This is a genomic window from Comamonas testosteroni (genome assembly GCF_014076415.1).
Lineage (GTDB): Bacteria > Pseudomonadota > Gammaproteobacteria > Burkholderiales > Burkholderiaceae_C > Comamonas > Comamonas testosteroni_F.
Map to the genome: position 1 here is coordinate 4,613,987 of NZ_CP043568.1, position 17,458 is coordinate 4,631,444.

At 60.4% G+C, this 17,458-nt stretch carries 13 protein-coding genes and 1 pseudogene; all 14 read right to left on the reverse strand.

Annotated elements, in window-relative coordinates; genetic code table 11:
* Positions 1-46: 46 nt before the first annotated feature.
* Positions 47-1,093, reverse strand: a complete 1,047-nt coding sequence (locus F0P97_RS21270) for an adenosine deaminase (protein WP_182284013.1) — start codon at positions 1,091-1,093, stop codon at positions 47-49.
* Positions 1,094-1,279: 186 nt separating this feature from the next.
* The gene (locus F0P97_RS21275; protein ID WP_182284015.1) at positions 1,280-2,254 is read right to left on the reverse strand and encodes an aromatic ring-hydroxylating oxygenase subunit alpha; all 975 of its coding nucleotides are present in this window, start codon (positions 2,252-2,254) and stop codon (positions 1,280-1,282) included.
* A 181-nt stretch (positions 2,255-2,435) separates the two neighbouring features.
* Complete coding sequence (locus F0P97_RS21280) at positions 2,436-3,593, reverse strand: BMP family ABC transporter substrate-binding protein (RefSeq protein ID WP_182284017.1); 1,158 nt, start codon at positions 3,591-3,593, stop codon at positions 2,436-2,438.
* Positions 3,594-3,787: 194 nt separating this feature from the next.
* A complete protein-coding gene (locus F0P97_RS21285; protein ID WP_182284019.1) occupies positions 3,788-4,933 on the reverse strand; it encodes a BMP family ABC transporter substrate-binding protein in 1,146 nt (381 codons plus the stop codon).
* Positions 4,934-4,985: 52 nt separating this feature from the next.
* On the reverse strand, positions 4,986-5,906 hold the full coding sequence (locus F0P97_RS21290) for an ABC transporter permease (protein WP_003073332.1): 921 nt from the start codon (positions 5,904-5,906) through the stop codon (positions 4,986-4,988).
* Between the two features lie 3 nt (positions 5,907-5,909).
* Positions 5,910-7,004 carry an ABC transporter permease gene (locus tag F0P97_RS21295; RefSeq protein WP_182284021.1) on the reverse strand — a complete coding sequence of 365 codons (1,095 nt, stop codon included), beginning with the start codon at positions 7,002-7,004 and terminating at the stop codon, positions 5,910-5,912.
* Positions 6,997-8,556, reverse strand: coding sequence for an ABC transporter ATP-binding protein (locus F0P97_RS21300; protein WP_182284023.1), 1,560 nt, complete (start codon positions 8,554-8,556; stop codon positions 6,997-6,999). Before F0P97_RS21300 ends, F0P97_RS21295 begins: the two co-directional genes overlap by 8 nt.
* Positions 8,557-8,632: 76 nt before the next feature.
* Positions 8,633-9,565 (reverse strand): LysR family transcriptional regulator, encoded by a 933-nt coding sequence (locus F0P97_RS21305; RefSeq protein WP_003067150.1) that lies wholly within the window; start codon positions 9,563-9,565, stop codon positions 8,633-8,635.
* 155 nt (positions 9,566-9,720) lie between these two features.
* Positions 9,721-11,796 carry a sensor domain-containing diguanylate cyclase gene (locus F0P97_RS21310; RefSeq protein ID WP_182284025.1) on the reverse strand — a complete coding sequence of 692 codons (2,076 nt, stop codon included), beginning with the start codon at positions 11,794-11,796 and terminating at the stop codon, positions 9,721-9,723.
* Between the two features lie 248 nt (positions 11,797-12,044).
* Entirely contained in the window at positions 12,045-12,683 is a 639-nt protein-coding gene (locus tag F0P97_RS21315; protein ID WP_182284027.1) for a Crp/Fnr family transcriptional regulator, read from the reverse strand.
* Between the two features lie 397 nt (positions 12,684-13,080).
* Positions 13,081-15,498, reverse strand: coding sequence for a TonB-dependent siderophore receptor (locus F0P97_RS21320; protein ID WP_232538005.1), 2,418 nt, complete (start codon positions 15,496-15,498; stop codon positions 13,081-13,083).
* Between the two features lie 266 nt (positions 15,499-15,764).
* A complete protein-coding gene (locus F0P97_RS21325) occupies positions 15,765-16,445 on the reverse strand; it encodes a FecR domain-containing protein (protein ID WP_232538273.1) in 681 nt (226 codons plus the stop codon).
* Between the two features lie 177 nt (positions 16,446-16,622).
* Positions 16,623-16,718 (reverse strand): annotated as a pseudogene (locus F0P97_RS27730) (iron dicitrate transport regulator FecR); the annotation flags it as partial.
* Between the two features lies 1 nt (position 16,719).
* Positions 16,720-17,199: a sigma-70 family RNA polymerase sigma factor gene (locus tag F0P97_RS21330; protein WP_182284033.1), complete on the reverse strand. Its 480-nt coding sequence runs from the start codon at positions 17,197-17,199 to the stop codon at positions 16,720-16,722.
* Between the last annotated feature and the right edge of the window lie 259 nt (positions 17,200-17,458).

Here is a 17,458-nt window from a genome sequence, read left to right on the forward strand (position 1 = left end):
TCGGCGCTTGTGAAGACGGCCGCTGCGCCGCTCAGCAGTCACTTCGTCAAGCCGCGGCATATTCCTGAAACACTTCGTCCAGGCGTGCAATCCAGTCCTGCTTCTGCGCCTGGCTGGCAAAGCTCGCTTCCAGGCTGTTGCGCGCCAGCTGATAGGCCTCGGGCGCGCCCATGCCCGTGGCGGCAAAGAGCTGGGTGTAGTTCTCGTTGACATAGCCGCCGAAATAGGCCGGGTCGTCCGAGTTGATCATGACCTTGAGCCCAGCCGCCAGAAGGCGCGGCAGATTGTGATCGGCCAGGTCCTTGATCACGCAGAGCTTGAGATTCGATAACGGGCAGACCGTCAGCGGTATCTGCTCCCTGACCAGCCTCTGCATCAGCAGCGCATCCTGCTCGGACTGCACGCCATGGTCGATGCGCTCCACGTTCAGCACATCCAGTGCCCCCCAGATATAGGCGGGCGGCCCCTCCTCCCCGGCATGGGCCACCAAGCGCAGGCCCAGCTGCTTGCAACGTGCAAACACGCGGGCGAACTTCTCGGGCGGATTGCCCAGCTCGCTGCTGTCCAGCCCCACGCCGATAAAGCGATCACGCAGCGGCAGCGCGGCCTCCAGCGTCTGCAGGGCGCTTTCCTCGCTCAGGTGGCGCAGAAAGCTCAGGATCAGCGAAGAGGAAATGCCCTGCTCGATCTGCGCGTCGCGGCAGGCGCGATACAGACCGTTGATGACGGTCTCCATGGCCACTCCGCGTTCAGTGTGGGTCTGCGGATCGAAGAAGATTTCCGTGTGCACCACATTGTCGGCCACGGCGCGGTCCAGATAGGCGCGCGCCATGTCGTAGAAGTCCTGCTCGTGCAGCAGCACGCTGGCACCCGCGTAATAGATGTCCAGAAAGCTCTGCAGATCCGTAAAGGCATAGGCCGCGCGCAGTGCCTCCACACTGTCATAGGCCAGAGGTATCTGGTTGCGCTGCGCCAGCGCAAAAATCAGTTCGGGCTCCAGCGACCCCTCGATATGCATATGCAGCTCGGCCTTGGGCATGGCTCGCAGCAGCTGTGGCAGACGGGAAGCATCTACGGCAGGCACGGTGTTCATCTTTATTCTCCTTGGCGCTACGCGCCGTTCAATCTCTAGCCTATCAAACCGGCACAGCTCCAGCCATATGGCCAGCCCCGACAGGTCTGCGACTTCGGGCTTGCGACCGCAAGCCCGTGGCGCAGCCTCCCGGCGAGCCGCATGGACGCCCGTCCGGGGAAGGCGGCAAAGCCTCTCAGGCCTGTCTCAGCAGGTTCCGAAGGCGATCTCCTGAGCCTTCAGGAAACGGCGATAGGCCGACGACATGCGGTCGGCCGCCGAGTGCATTTCTGCGCGCGGATCCAGCGGCAGGGCCTTGGGCAGCTGCGACTCCAGCACCGGCTGGTCCTGCACAAAGATGGTGTGCTGGAAGGTCTGCAACTGCTCATCGGTCGATTCGAAGTCCGCGACCGCCAGACGGAACCAGACGCGACTGGTTTCGGGCGTGACAGGGCAGATGAACAGGCCGATCTGCTCGCGCCAGCCCTGTTTGGAAGTGCCCTCTTCGGGAATCTTGGTCAGCACGGCGGTGTAGGCAGCAGTCACCTCGTAGGTGTATTCCACCTCGGCCGCCTGGGTGGAGTGCAGATTAGACTGGGGCTGCACGGCCTTGCAGCCTGTCGCCAGCACGCCGGTGGAGGTGCTCTCCACCTTGTAGGCGGCAATGGCCGTGGCTTCACGGCTGCCCAGCCAGCCTTCGTGCACAAAGCCGAAGTGGGACATGTCGAGGAAGTTCTCGATGATGCGCGGCGCACTGGCCGCCACATCGTAAGGCCCGCAGTTCACCTTGCGAAGATGCTCGTCCGTCTCTGCCGCGAACACCGGCAGCTGGCTGTCGGAAGACTCCAGGCGCACCCAGATCAGTCCGTAGGCTTCCTGCACCTCGAAAGCCTGCACGCGCTGCGATGCAGGGGGTGTGAAATCTGGCACGGCGGGCACCTTCACGCACTGGCCCCCGGAAGAGAATTGCCAGCCGTGATAGGGGCATTCCAGATGCCCGTTCTCCACACGGCCCATGGACAGGCGTGCACCGCGATGCGGGCAGCGGTCCACAAAGGACTGCACCAGCCCCTCGGCATTGCGCCACAGCACCAGCGGCTGTTCCAGCAGCCGCACGGAAAACGGCGCGCTCACCACATCGGAGGATTGGGCAACAGGATGCCAGAGGGTACGTTCAGTCATGGGGATACTCGTCATTATCGAAATACAAAGGGCCGCTCTGCGGCGGCCCTGTCGCTGCAAGTCGTGTCTGCACAACTGCTAACAGCCAACACTACCCGGCAAACCCCGGGGTCTGCCTGAAGACATGCGCCACAGGCCGCAATCGGTGCGACGAGGCGGCGCCATGCCTGACCAGCAGTGCTTACTTGGCGTCGCCACCTGGCACTTTGCCTTCAACGCCCTTGACGTAGAAATTGATGCCTTTGAGGAAGCCGTCATCGGCAACCTTGTCGGCAGCGATCAGTTCCTTGCCGTCCTGGCCGGTGATAGGGCCCTTCCAGATGGTGAATGTACCTTCCTTCAATCCCTTTTTCACATCCTCAACCTTTGCCTTGAGTTCGGCAGGAATGTCGTCAGCCAGTGAAACGATGTCGATCACGCCCTCCTTGACGCCCCACCAGGTCTGACGGCTGGTCCACTTTCCTTCCAGCGCGTTGCGGGTGGAATCGATGTAGTAAGGCGCCCAGTTGATGATGGACGAGCCCAGGTGAGCCTTGGGACCGTAGGCTGTCATGTCCGAATCCCAGCCGAAGGCACGCTTGCCCTTTTCCTCGGCCGTCTTCAGCACTGCAGGCGAATCGGTGTTCTGGAACAGGATGTCGGCGCCGCCGTTGATCAGGCTGGTCGCAGCTTCGGTCTCCTTGGGAGGGCTGAACCATTCGTTGACCCAGACCACCTTGGTCTTGATCTTGGGATTCACGGACTGGGCGCCCAGGGTGAAGCTGTTGATATTGCGGATCACTTCGGGAATAGGCACAGAGCCCACCACGCCCAGGGTGTTGGACTTGGTCATGCCACCGGCAATGATGCCGGCCAGATAGGCACCTTCGTAAGTGCGGCTGTCATAGGTGCTGACATTGGCGGCGGTCTTGTAGCCGGTGGCGTGTTCCCACTTCACATCGGCGAACTCGGGGGCCAGCTTCTGGATCACGTCCATATAGCCGAAGGTGGTACCGAACACCAGCTTGTTGCCCTGCGAAGCCATGTCGCGCAGCACGCGCTCGGCATCGGCACCTTCGGGCACGCTCTCCACATAGCTGGTCTTGATCTTGTCACCGAACTCTTTTTCCAGGGCTTTGCGGGCCTGGTCATGGGCAAAGGACCAACCACCGTCGCCCACCGGGCCGACATACGCAAAAGCAATCTTCAGAGGCTCCGGAGCAGCGGCCGCAGGAGCGGCAGCGGGGGCTGCTGCCGGCGCAGGTGCTTCTTCCTTCTTGCCGCAGCCTACGAGAGCGGCCGAGGCCACAGCCGTCAGTGCGGCGACCTTGATCAATGAACGCTTGTGCAAATCAGTCATTAAAGTTTCCTTGGAACAAAGAGTGAGGTTTGAAACCGATAGGAGCGCAAGCCCATGGATACCGGTTACACCTTGGGCAATATATGCATAAACTGCGCCAAATTGCAGATAGGTATCCTGAAAACGACAGCGCAAAAAGAAAGGCCCCTCGGGGCCTTTGATCGGACGCTGGTCAGACGTCCCGCAAACAGTGCTTATTCGGCACCAGGCACCTTGCCTTCGATGCCGTTCACATAGAAGTTGATGCTGCGCAGCCAGGCATCATCGGCAACCTTGCCAGCTTCCAGCAGTTCCTTGCCGGTATTGTCCTTGATGGGACCTGTCCAGACGGCGAAGGAGCCGTCCTTCAGGCCGGCGCGGGCCTTATCCACCTTGTCCTTGATTTCCTGGGGCACGTCGTCAGCGATCTTCTTCAGGTCGATGGCGCCTTCCTTCACACCCCACCAGAAGTTGCCGGTCTGCCACTTGCCTGCCAGCGTGTCTTCCACCACCTTGCTGTAGTAGGGAGTCCAGTCGATCACGGCAGAGCCCAGATGAGCCTTGGGCGCGAAGCCGCTCATGTCGCCGTCCTTGCCGAAGGCACGGGCACCGCGCTCCTCGGCCGTCTTCAGCACGGCGGGAGAATTGGTGTTCTGGTACATCACGTCCACGCCGCCGTTGATCAGGCTGTTGGCGGCTTCGGATTCCTTGGGAGGAGCAAACCACTCGTTCACCCAGACCACCTTGGCCTTGATCGATGGGTCTATGCTCTGAGCGCCCAGCACAAAGCTGTTGATGTTGCGCACCACTTCGGGGATTGGCACCGAAGCCACCACGCCCACGGTCTTGGTCTTGGTCATGGCACCCGCCACGATGCCGGCCAGATAAGCGCCTTCAAAGGTCTTGGTGTCGTACACGGCTGCGTTGTCGGCCGTCTTGTAGCCGGTGGCGTGCTCGAACTTCACATCCTTGGCATCGGCGGCGACCTTTTGCACAAAGTCCTGATAGCCGAAGCTGGTGGCAAAGACCAGCTTGTTGCCCTGGCCGATCATGTCGCGCATCACGCGCTCGGCGTCGGCAGACTCGGGCACGCTCTCGACCATGGAAGTCTCGATCTTGTCGCCGAACTTCTCCTGGATGGCCTTGCGGCCCAGCTCGTGCTGGTAGGTCCAGCCGCCGTCGCCGATGGGGCTCACATACATGAAGCCGATCTTGAGCTTGTCGGCAGCAGGAGCAGCCGCAGGTGCGACGGCAGGAGCCGCTGGTGCCTCCTCCTTCTTGCCGCAAGCGGTCAGCACAGCCATGGAAACAGCCGACAGGCCGATCATCTTGATCAGAGCGCGTTTGCCCAGAGTTGTCATTGGAGTTGTCCTCTCGTTATTTTTGAAAAGCGGATTGCACCACATTTGGGCATCACGCTCCAGGGTAGAAGGGTTTTCCCAGGGAGGCCGGCATATTGGCCCGAATCCAGGTCGGATTGCGCGAGATCAGCACCAGCACCACGATGGTGGCCAGATACGGCAGCATGGACAGAATCTGGCTGGGCACCTGAACTCCGGTGGCCTGCAGATGGAACTGCAACATGGTCACGCCGCCAAACAGATAGGCGCCCAGCAGGACGCGGGCTGGTCGCCAGGTCGCAAAAGTCGTCAGCGCCAACGCGATCCAGCCTCGACCCGAAACCATGTTTTCCACCCACAGCGGCGTGTAGACCACCGAGATGAAGGCACCCGCCAGACCGCACATGGCACCGCCAAACATCACGGCCATCAGACGGATGCGGCGCACAGGATAGCCCAGGGCATGGGCTGACGAGGGCGACTCGCCGACCGAACGCAACACCAGGCCCGCACGCGTGCGGTAGAGAAACCAGACCATCAAGGCGGCCAGCACGATGGCGCCATATACCAGCGGGTGCAGCGTGAACAAGGCCGGGCCCACGAGCGGCAGATCTGCCAGGCCCGGGATGGAGTACTTGGGTAGCTCAGGCAGCTTGGCCTGTACATAGCCCAGGCCCACGAAAGCCGAGAAGCCAGCGCCGAACAGCGAAAGCGCAAGACCGGTTGCATACTGATTGGTGTTGAACCAGATCACCAGTCCCCCGAAGATGGCGGCCAGCAAGGCCCCTGCCAGCATGCCCGCACCAAAGCCCATCCAGGTGTTGCCGGTGTGTACGGTAGCGGCAAAACCCGCAATGGCAGCGCAGAGCATCATGCCCTCGGCACCGAGATTGACGATGCCCGATTTTTCATTGATCAACAGGCCCAGGGCCGCCAGCGCCAGAACAGTGCCGGCGCTGAGGGTGGAGCCCAGCAGCAGTGCATAGGATTCCATGGATCAGGCTCCCTTCACTGCAGAAATGACGCTACTGGCTTTTTTCGCCGCCCAGCGGATGCGGTAGGCCACCAGCGTGTCGCAGGCCAGCAGCGCGAACAGCAGCAGACCCTGGAAGACGCCTGTCAGCGCCTTGGGCAGGCCCAGGCGCGACTGCGCCAGCTCGCCACCGATATAAAACATGCTCATGAGAATGGCCGAAAAAATCATGCCCACAGGATGCAGGCGCCCCACAAAGGCCACGATGATGGCCGCAAAGCCGTAGCCGGCGGGCACATAGGGCGTGAGCTGACCCAGAGGGCCAGCGACTTCCAGCGCTCCCGCCAGACCGGCTGTGGCGCCGGAAATCAGCAGCGCCGTCCACAGTGCCTTGCGCGAGGAAAAACCGGCATAGCGTGCCGCCGATGGCGCCAGGCCGCCGACTTGCAAGGCGAAACCCGCACGCGTGCGAAACAGGAACGCCCACAGCAGACCAGCTCCCACCAACGAGATGATGACGCCGATATTCATGCGCATGCCCTGCACCAGCCGAGGAATCTGGGTAACACGCTCAAAGCTCTTGGTCTGCGGAAAGTTGTATCCCATGGGGTCCTTCCAGGGACCATAGACCAGATAGCCCAGCACCAGCGTGCCCACATAGACCAGCATCAGGCTGACCAGAATTTCGTTGGCGTTGAAGCGGTCGCGCAGCAAGGCCACGATGCCCGCCCAGAGCATGCCGCCCAGCATGCCGGCGATCAGAATGGCTGGCACGATCCAGGGACCTGTGGTCTTGTCGGCCAGCAAGGCAATGCCGCCTGCAGCCACCGCCCCGATGACGAACTGACCTTCGGCACCAATATTCCAGACATTGGAGCGAAAGCATACGGCCAGCCCCAGTGCAATCAGCAACAAGGGCGTGGCCTTGACAGCCAACTCGCCCAAGGCATAGCCCGATTTGATGGGTTCCCAGAAAAAGGCCTGCAAGCCCTTGACCGGATCCTTGCCCAGCAGGGCGAACAGGCAGACCCCGACCAGCACGGTGATCAGCAACGCCAGAATCGGCGAGCCATAGGTCCAGAACTTGGACGCCTGGGGACGTGGTTCCAGCTTAAGCATGGGCACCTCCCTGCACGACCGCCGCATCCCACAGGCCGCTCATCCATTCACCTATCTGCTGCACCGTGGCAGCCGCTCTATCCACCGATGGACTCAGGCGGCCCTTGGCCACCACATGCAGGCGGTCACAAATCTCAAACAACTCGTCCAACTCCTCACTGACCACCAGCACGGCGCAACCCTGGTCGCGCAGCTTGAGAATCTCGCCCCGAATCTGCGCAGCAGCTCCCACATCCACCCCCCAGGTGGGCTGAGAGATGATGAGCAGACGTGGTTTGGCATCAATTTCACGGCCCACGATGAACTTCTGCAGATTGCCTCCCGACAGCGACTGCGCGGCCGAATTCGGGCCGCCGGCCTTGACGTTGAAGCGACCGATGATGTCCCGCGCCTGCGCCTGCAGAGCCGCCATGCGAATCCAGCCGCCCTTGCCAACTGCGGTCTTGCGCGTCAGCAACAGGTTGTGGGCCAGACCCATGCTGGGCACGGCTCCACGCCCCAGGCGCTCCTCTGGCACAAAGTGCAGACCCATGCCACGGCGCCTGCCCGGGCCCATACGCCCCACGCCTTTGCCCAGCAACTGCACGGCCTCTGCCTCGGAACGCGTGTCCTCGCCGGACAGCGCATACATCAGCTCTTTCTGGCCGTTGCCGGAGACGCCCGCAATACCGACGACTTCGCCCGCACGCACCTGCAGCGCAATGCTCTGCAGATCGACACCGAAAGGGTCCTGGCTTTTGAGCGACAGGCCCTGCACACGCAGCACGGTATCGCCGGTATTTGCACTGCGGTGCTCCAGCTCCGGCGGCTCCGAGCCGATCATCATGCGCGACAGAGAAGCATTGGTCTCGTTGGCCGGGTTGCACTCCCCCGTCACCACACCACCTCGCAACACCGTACAGGCCGTGCACAGCGAGCGGATTTCATGCAGCTTGTGGCTGATGTAGAGGATGGAGCAGCCTTCCGCGGCCAGGCGGCGCAACACCACAAACAGCATTTCCACGGCCTGGGGCGTGAGCACCGAGGTGGGCTCGTCCAGAATCAGCACGCGGGGATTGGTCAGCAGGGCACGGATGATTTCCACGCGCTGCATTTCGCCGACGGAAAGCGTGTGTACAGGACGATGCGGGTCCACCTCCAGCCCGTAATCACGGGCCGTGGCCTGAATGTTCTCGATCACCCTGGCCAGTGCAATGCTCTTGTCCAGGCCCAGCCAGACGTTCTCGGCCACGGTCAGCGTGTCGAACAGGCTGAAATGCTGGAACACCATGGCAATGCCCAGTGCCCGGGCTTCCTGCGGATTGCGGATCTGCACCGGCTTGCCGTCGACCAGGATGGCTCCCTCGTCAGGCTTGACCGCACCATAGATGATCTTCATCAGCGTGGACTTGCCAGCGCCGTTTTCGCCCAGAATGGCGTGGATCTCGCCGGGCTTAACTTTCAGCGATACCTTGCTGTTTGCAACCACAGCCGGGTACCGCTTGGTAATACCCTCCAGCTGCAAACGCGCAGGCGCACTCGCAGATGGGGAATGTGTCGGGGGGGGATTCATCGCTGGATTGTCTCTCAATTCAAATAACAAATTGACTCAAACAGGCTCTACGCGCTGAACAGGAATACGATACAAGCTATTGATTTCGCAGCGTTAGTGCAACGTTGCGAACCACCTCTCGCAGCCAGCGTGTGGCGGCTCCGGCATGCGAACGCGCATGCCAGAGCTGGTAATAGACCAGCGGAGGGAATTCCACAGGGCAAGGCAGTATGGCCAGGGACAGACGTTCGCTGAAACGCTCACAGAACAATCTGCCCGAGGTCATGACAAGCAAGCTTGATGCCACCATGTCGGGAATCAGACTGAAATGCGCGCAGCGTGCCACCACCTGGCGGCTCAAACCCATGCCTGCCAACTGTTCGTCTATCACGCCCAGGGCACCGGGATAGGCCGGGGTCGGCGCAATATGCTCGGCCTGCAGCCATTGCTGTACATCCCAGCCCCTGCGCACTGCCGGATGCTTGGGACTGACCAGACAGACCACCTCGTCCTCGAACAGCTTGGCCATGTGCAGGCCTTCCGGTGGCTGCGGCCAGTTTCCGATGACGACGTCGATCTCGCCATCGGCCAGTTGTCCCTCGTAATGCGCCTCGGCGCTCAGCGGCAGAAAGTCCACCGGGCAATGCGGGGCCTGCGCCTTCATGGCCGACATCAGCCGCGGCAGGAACTGGGGATCCAGATAGTCGCTGGCCGCAATGCGGAAGGTACGAGTCGAGGTGCGCGGATCAAACTGCCGTGCATCGCTGAACAGCCCTTCGGCTGCACGCAGAATGTCTGCCGAGGGTTGCACCATGCGCAGCCCCACATCGGTAGGCTGCATCTGTGCCCCGGAACGCACCAGCAAAGGGTCGCCAGCGAGCTCGCGCAGACGCCGCAGTGCGGCAGACACCGCCGGCTGGTGCATGCCCAGTCGCAGCGCTGCCCTGGAGACGCTGCGCTCCGTCAGCACCGTGTGCAGCACCCTGATCAGGTGCAAATCTATCTTGTCGAACAAGGTCTGGTCACGCATAGGTCACGGCCATCCGGGCGCTTTGGCACGGCCAGCCTCATCCATTTTGTATACAAAGCAGCCGCAGAGCGTAACTCAGTCAGCCCCTTTGAGCAGCCAAGGGATTGCCCTCTAGGCTGTCATATCTGCCCTGAATTCAGCATGCGCAATCCGGCTCAGACCGCCGCAGTCATCACTTCCACGCGGTTGCGCCCTTTGCGCTTGGCTGCGTAGCAGGCCATATCGGCCCCCTTGAAGGCGCTGGCCGCCGTGTGGTAGCTGGCGTCCAGCAACAGCATGCCGATGCTGGCACTCAACATATAGCGCTGCCCCTGATAGGAGCCCTCCCAGTCCTGTATGGCCATGCACAGCAGTTGCGCATGGCGCATTCCCTCCTCACGGCTGATTCCGGCCATGAGAATCGCAAACTCATCGCCCCCAACCCTGGCCACCCAGCCATGAGGGCGTACTGTTGATTCGATCAACCGGGCGATATGGCCGAGCACCTCGTCACCCACTTCACGCCCGCCCTGGCGATTGACCTGAGAGAAGTGGTCCAGATCCACATACAGCACGATGCCATGCGCCTTGGGCTCGCTCTGCGATCGGGCGATGACATTCGCGCCTCCCAGGTTCTCCAGATAGTCGGGAGTCGTATATTCGCGCAGCCATTCCTTGAGCCGCAGAGCAAACGCCGTTCGGTTGGGCAGGCGGGTCAAGGGATCGTGCATGGCTTTCCAGCTCGATTGCTCGCGCAACTGCCGCTGCGTGGTCACATCCTCCAGCTCCCAGACCAGGTATTGACCATCCAGCGCCTTGCCCGACTGCTCCCAGGCCCTGTGCATGCGCTGCATGCTCTGACCATGAATTCGCACCCATATCGGCCTTGCATCCTTGCGTACCAGGCAGACTTCGCTATCAAACTGTCCATAAGTATCCAGAGCCCGCCGAATCCGCCCCATCAGATCCTCGTAGTCGGCATCGCTGGCACACAGATCACGCACAGCCAGGCCCTGCATTTCCTGAGGCTGATAGCCAAGTACTCTGGCTGCCTGCATGCCCACACGCTGCACCTTCGAGCCATGCGTCACGATCAAACCTACGGGGGCATAGTCCATCAAGGTCTGCAACTGCATCTGCAAATCACGCTCCAGCTCGCCATGCGCCTCATATCCACCACCCAGGGCCTGCAAGGCAGTGCGCAGGGTCTGAGCCTCTCCCCAGTCGTGATCGGACAGGCCATGCCACCAGTTGCCCCCCCGGCTGCCTAAGTCCACTTCCAGCATCAGCCCGTGTCGAGAAGCCTGCTCTGCAGAGCGGAACAAGGCCGTCAGCGGATAGGCGATCAGGCAAAGCACCGCTCCAAGCAGTCCAGCCAGTACCAGCAGGGCCGTGGCCAGCCAGCCCATCATCTTGGCCGAGACTCCCGGCACCCATTCCTGAACGTTGCTGACCTTCAGCAGAGTCCATTGCGCCCAAGGCAGCGGCATGGCGCTCCAGAGCTGGCTATTTCTCTGCTCACTGACCGCACCGGTCTGGGCCGTCTTGAGCCAAGCTTGATCCAGCCCTCGAGGTAGCGCAGCATCGCCCAAGGCTGGGGGCAATTGCCACTGCCCTTTGCTGCTGAGGGCCAGCGGACGCAGGTCACGGTCGATCAGCAGCAGCTGGCTACCCGCTTCGGCAGAGGCGACTTCCAGCGAAAACAACACCGACAAAGGCGTCCGGTAGCTGCCACCAAGAACGCCCTGCAACTTGCCTTGCAGATCACGCACCGGCACGACATTCTGAAACTCCAGCTGCAGGCCCGCTTCACCGGGACGCACCCAGGCTTGGGTGATAGGCTTGCCCTCTGCCAACGAACGCTTGAGCACTTCGCGCAGCGGCTCTTCAAGCTGTTCTGCGGCCAGCGCCTGCTCCTGATGCAGATTGACCAGCAACTGCCCTTTTCCATCAGCCAGTTGAAGTTGCTCATACTGCTGTGCCATGGATGTGGGCTGCTTGAGCATGGCCTCCAGTGACTCCTGAGAATCATGCATATGGCCCGCCAGCACAGAGGACAGACTATGCAGGGGCTTTTGCTGCTGCTCGACTCTGAAGGCCAGCGAACGAGCCGCGTATTCCAACGCCTTGGTCTGCGCCGGCAGCGCTCCGTCCATGACCGCCCGACGCAGGGAATAAGCCACCCAGCCCGCAGCGCCAGCTCCTGCCAGCAGCACTGCAATCATGGCAACAAGCACCATGCTGCGCAGCATGGGGCCTGGGCCTCTGCGTATCCGCCCAGACTGTGGCGCGGCAGCTACCTCCTCTGGCTGCGACGGCGCAACCCATGGCGGCTCTGCTTGCAGGGAGAAGACAGCATCTGACATGGGCCTCAATATAGAGAGCCGATGTCTGCAACCCAACGAGAGGAAACCCCGGAGATTGTCGACAAATGCTACGCCGCAAGCTCCTTCTCAGAGCAAAAGCCAAGCGCTGCATGGCCTGCAACCCGGCCCGGTATTTACCCGAGCGCCAGCACCTCCAGTGCGCCAGGCTTGGGTAATTCAATCACATTGCCTCGCCCGGCAATCAGCCCATGCTCTCGCAACTGCCTGAGCACGCGCGAGAATGTTTCCGGCGCAATACCCAGTTGCGCTGCAATCAGACGTTTGCGTGCCTTGAGGGTGACATGCAGGGCATTGCCATTTCCTCCCGGGCTCGCATGGTTCAGCAGCCACTGGGCGCAGCGAGCTTCGGCGTCCTGAGCCAGGCGACTGACCGCCAGCTCGGTCTGCGAGCAATAGGCCCTGGCCAGATCTTTGAGCAAGTGCTGCACGGCGGGTGCAAGCTCCGCCACAGAGCCTAGAAAGCGCGCCAGAGGAATGATGTAGATGCGCCCAGCCGTCTGCGCCTGCATATCGAGGCAGGAAGGACGCTCCTGCAGCGCAAAAGCGGCATCCAGCCAGGTCGGCCCTTCCACCTGCCCCAGTTGATGGCGCATGGCCGAATCCTGCCCGACTCCGAGCATCACGCTGCCGCTTTCCAGATACAGCACCGAATCGAGGGGTTGGCGACGTTGCCTGAGCCAAGAGCCTGGAGCAAAGCTCTCAGGCTGCCCAAACGTGGAAGCGATTTGCGACATGGAGGGCATGGTGAACATGCACCACACTGTGCCGGGCTTTGCCCCGGATCATATTGAGCCAAGTCAACAAGCCAGACCGACCAGCAAAAAGGGCCGCAGTCGAAACTGCGGCCCTTTGGACCTAACAAGTCGATATTCCAGATCGACAAGGTCGTAAACACAACCCAGCCCCCGGAAACAGACTCGTCCAGGCGCCTCCTATCGCAGCATCTTTTTGCCCGTCGACCAAGGATTGCCGATAGCTGTCATTCCTTACCGGACGCAGCAAGCCAGCTTAAGGCAGCAGCTCCTCAGGGAGCGCTGATCGAAATATGGCAGCAGTAGCCGCAGTGCCCCTACGTCAAGACAGCCCAATCAGATCAGGCACTGCTGTCCAAAGCACCGCCATTCTTCGATCGGCTGGTATGACGCGCATCTACCAAGTGTGTGCATAGCTGACTCGCAATACCGCGCCCGCTGCAGGCAGGCGGCTGGTGTTGTTGCTATTGCGAAGCAACTGGCTGTATAGCGGGAAGTAGCTGCGGTTGAGCAGGTTTTCCACACCGAGCGATACGCGGTTCTTGGAATCGATTTTCCATTGGCTGATCAAGTCCACTGTGGTGTAGCCTCTGGTGTCATGGCGCCCAAAGCTGGTCTTGCCATCCAGGCGGTAATCCTTGGAGGCATATGTGCTTGCCTGGATGCGGTGGCTCCAGCTGGCATTGGGGCGGTATTCCACATAGGCAGTCAGTTTGAGGGGCGGAATACGATAGCCCGTCATGTCCTGATAAAGGCTTGAGCCCTGCGGGAGTTCACGACCCTTCATCCAGGTAATGCTCCCACCGCTGCTCCAGCGGTCATCGTCGCTGAAGTAGTCGAGGCCACCTTCGATACCCCGGATTTTTTCTTTGGTTCGCAGCAGCGTGAGTCCGTTGTTGAAGCTCTGCACGGCGCCGAGGTCGGAGCTCGATTGAAAGGCTCCCAGGCTGGCAATGGCGTTGGAAAACTTCCCGCGCCAACCGACTTCCACGGTATCTGTTTTGACTGCATGCAGGTTGGAGTTGCCGATGTTGAAGCCCGCTGTGGCATTGCGTACCACGACCCCGATATCCGGCAGCTCAAAGCCCTGGCTGTAGGACGCATAGAACTCGTGTCCCTTGACAGGTGCAAAAACCGTGCCCAGGTTGTAAGACCATGAGCCATATTTAACGGTACCGCCAGAGACGGACTGGGGACTGGGCAATTTCGATTGCGACAAAGGGGTGAAGTCGTTGAAGCTGGCCTGAGCCCGGTCGTAGCGCGCCCCGCCCTCCACAGACCACTGATCGCTGAATTTGTGTTGCAACTGGGCAAAAGCGCCAATGCTCCTGGTCGTGACCTGAGGCATATAGATCAAGCGGCCAATCTTGTTGAACACCAGACCTCCACTGGCGTCATAGGCCTTGGGATCAAAGATATCGATCGGCATGTCGGTGCGCTCGTGATTGAAGTCCGCTCCCCAGATCAGCAAGGTGTTCTTCTCTTGTCCTAGAGGTGTTTTGATGGTCAGGCGACCACCAAACACATCGGAGTTCTGCATGGACTGATCGACGTTGGCGCCTCGCACGGGAACGGCGCGTGCGTCGAAGGGCGCAAAGCGCGTATAGAAATCCCGGTAATAGAGTTGAGCTGCCACGGCGCTGCCTGCGAGATCGCGGTTCTCATAGTCAAGACCCAGCATGGTGTTCTTGATCTGGTTTTGATCTGCAAGTACCAAGCCCTTGATAGGCCTGGCTGCAGCCGTACCTGCGGGCAAGCGGGCCACGGAGGGATCGGATGCATAGTCGGTGTCCTGGCTGGCGTTGTAGTGGCTCGCGGAGAATTGAAGCCGTTGATTTTCGTCCAGCTTGAAGCCGATCTTGGCGGACGCGTTGTAAATATCGGAGTCGAACAAGTCTCCCTGGCTGGGCTCGGGTGCAATGCGGCGCCCCTTGGCATCGAATGAGCCTCCGACATGCTTGGCGCCCAGGCTGACGGAATAGTCGACCACATCGCCGCCGCCAGAAAGATAGTGCTGGACTTCGGCTCCAAGTCCGGCGCCTCTGAGTCTGGACAGCGGTGCAGATCCCGTCACTATGGTCTCTGCTTTGGTCTCGCCCGAGGGACGTTTGGTACGCACAGAGATGATGCCGCCTGCTGCGCCGCTGCCGTAGATGGCACTGCTGCCGCGAAGCACCTCGATCTGCTCGATGTCCGCAGGATTGATGTTGGCAAGGTTTCTGGATGAGTCGCGATTGGTGTTCAGTGGAACCCCGTCCACAAGGATAAGCATGTTCCGGCCGCGCAGAGTCTGCCCATAGTCGGTGATTGTGTGGCTGGAATCTGCCATCCCTGGGACGACTTTGCTGAGCATGGTTGCCAGACTGTCGGAGCCTTGCCGAAGTTGCTGAACTTCTTCGGCTTCGAGAATACTGACCTGCCGGGACGGTGCAACGAGATTATTCTGGGTACGTGCCGTCACCGTAACGGCGGCCAGCTCCGGAGAGCCTTGGCCACTGGCGGGCACGGAAGCACTGCTCTTTTGTTCGATGGATGCCTTGGTGGTCCCCGGGACTTCCAGTGCATAGTTGCCTTCACCTAGACGACGCGCACTCAGTCCCGAGCTTTCCAGCAAATGTGCAAAACCGCCATCGACGGTGTGGAAACCGGACAGGCCGGGGGTACGCTTGTCCTTGAGCTTGCTCAGATCCATGCCCAGATTGATGCCCGCCTGAGCTGCAAAGTCCATCAGCGCGGGACCGAGTGGGCCAGCGGCCACCTGATAGGACTTCTGCGCGGGACTGGTAACTGTATCTGCAGCAAAAGCCGCTGGCATGTGCAAACCGATTGCGGCTGTGCCGACGATGGCAACAAGAATTCCTCCGACTGCCGTTGCGACCGGGCGCACTCGCGTCGCTTTGTCGTTCCTGTTGAGTTTCCGGACGTACTTTTCGGGCATTTGCTCAATCCTCTTGGCTGTCAATAAACGGGTCTTGATGCACTTGACAGGCGAGATTGAAAAACAGGACAGCAATTTAAAAGAGTCATCGCTCCGGCCTGAATTTCGGAGGACGGCATGCGAGAACCTGACACTGAAAAACTTCAGGAACGCGTGACGGTTATCCAGTAACGGGTGCGCTGCTGCCTATGGATTGGCAGGGTCCGAGCCAGCAACTCGAGAATGCGATCTGTATCGCGCAAATGGAATGTGCCGGACACGAGCAGCTCAGCAGCACTGGGATCGCAGCGCAGGATTCCTTCGCGATAGCGCTGCAACTCCTCCAGGAAATCAGCCAAACGCATGTTCTCGGCATACAGCACCCCCTGAGTCCAGGCATCGGCGTGGGATGGCAGCGCGGTGAGAGCCCCCACCTTGTGAGCATCGAAGCTCACTTGCTCGCCAGCCTGCACGACAAGGGATTGCCTGGAATCCGCAGGCATTACCTGCACCGCTCCTTGCAGCACTGACAGCGTCGTGCTCCGTGCATGCTTTCGAACGATGAATTTGGTGCCCAGTGCCTGCAGCCGCCCATCGGCAGTCTGGACGACAAAGGGCAAAGTCCTGTATTCGCTCAGGTGTGCGGTTTCCACCAGAATCTCACCTGCAAGATGCTGGATCAGACGTTCTATGCCATCGAACTGAACGCTTATTGCGGAAGCTGTATTCAGCAGCACCTGACTGTTGTCAGCCAATGTCAGTTCGCGTCTTTCGCCTGTTGCTGTTCTGAAGTCCGCATTCCAGGTGCGCCATGGCAGATAGCGGTAGGAGAACCAGCCAAGCATTGGAGTTGCCAGAGCGAGTGCCGATGCACGCAGAATCTGCCGGCGATTTCCTGCAGCACGTGGACGATCCAGAACAGCCATGCCAACTGCCGAGGGAACACTATCCATTCGGAATTTCAGTTGCTCTATGCGTTGCCAGATTTCCTCGTGAGTTGCACTGAGGCTGCGCCATCGGGCAAGCTCCGCCTGCTCTGCTTCGCTGAAGTCCGATGCATGCCGGCGAGCCAGCCATTGAGCGGCCTCATCGAGAATGCTTGCATCGATGGCACTCATTTCAGGCACCCAGCATCACGCGCAGACATTGCCGAAAGCCCTGTGCCATATAGCGGGTGACCGTACGCACGCTTACCTGCATCTGCGTGGCGATCTCCTCATAAGCAAGCCCTTCGAGCTGTGAAAGTAGGAATGCAGTGCGAACTTTCGCTGGAAGCGCTCCCAGCAATGCATCCAGCTCCTCCAGGGTCTCCCGCAAGATGGCTCGAGCCTCTGCGGAGAGCGCGGTGGCTTCAGGCAATAGCTGCAAGGAGGCAAGATATGCCTGTTCGAGCGAGCGGCGTTCCAGGTGATTGATCATCAATCGCCTGGCAACGGTTGTCAGATAAGCCCTGGGTTCTCTGATGTCTTCGATTGCTTGCGTTCTGGCAGTTGTCCAAATGCGCGTGAATGTGTCCTGCGCGATGTCTGCCGCATCATAGCGGTTACCAAGCTTGCGCTGCAGCCAGGAGATCAGCCAGCGGTTGTGCAGTGTGTACATGCTGTCAAGTGCTTCACTGGCGATGCTGTTGGCGTGAGTAGGCACCGAAGTCTCTCGTGCATTGGAAATGCAACGATTCTACATAAATGATACCCATTCTCACTTATTGAAAACCCCGCTGCCCTCCGCCCGGCCCGGCCAAGCGTCATTGCAGCCATGAAAAGCGGTCGCGCAGATGCATCAACTGCGCAGCCGCCGTCAAAGGATCTCGGATCCATCTCTGCTCGGAATTAGCTGGAGCGTCGTCGACCTGGAGGCC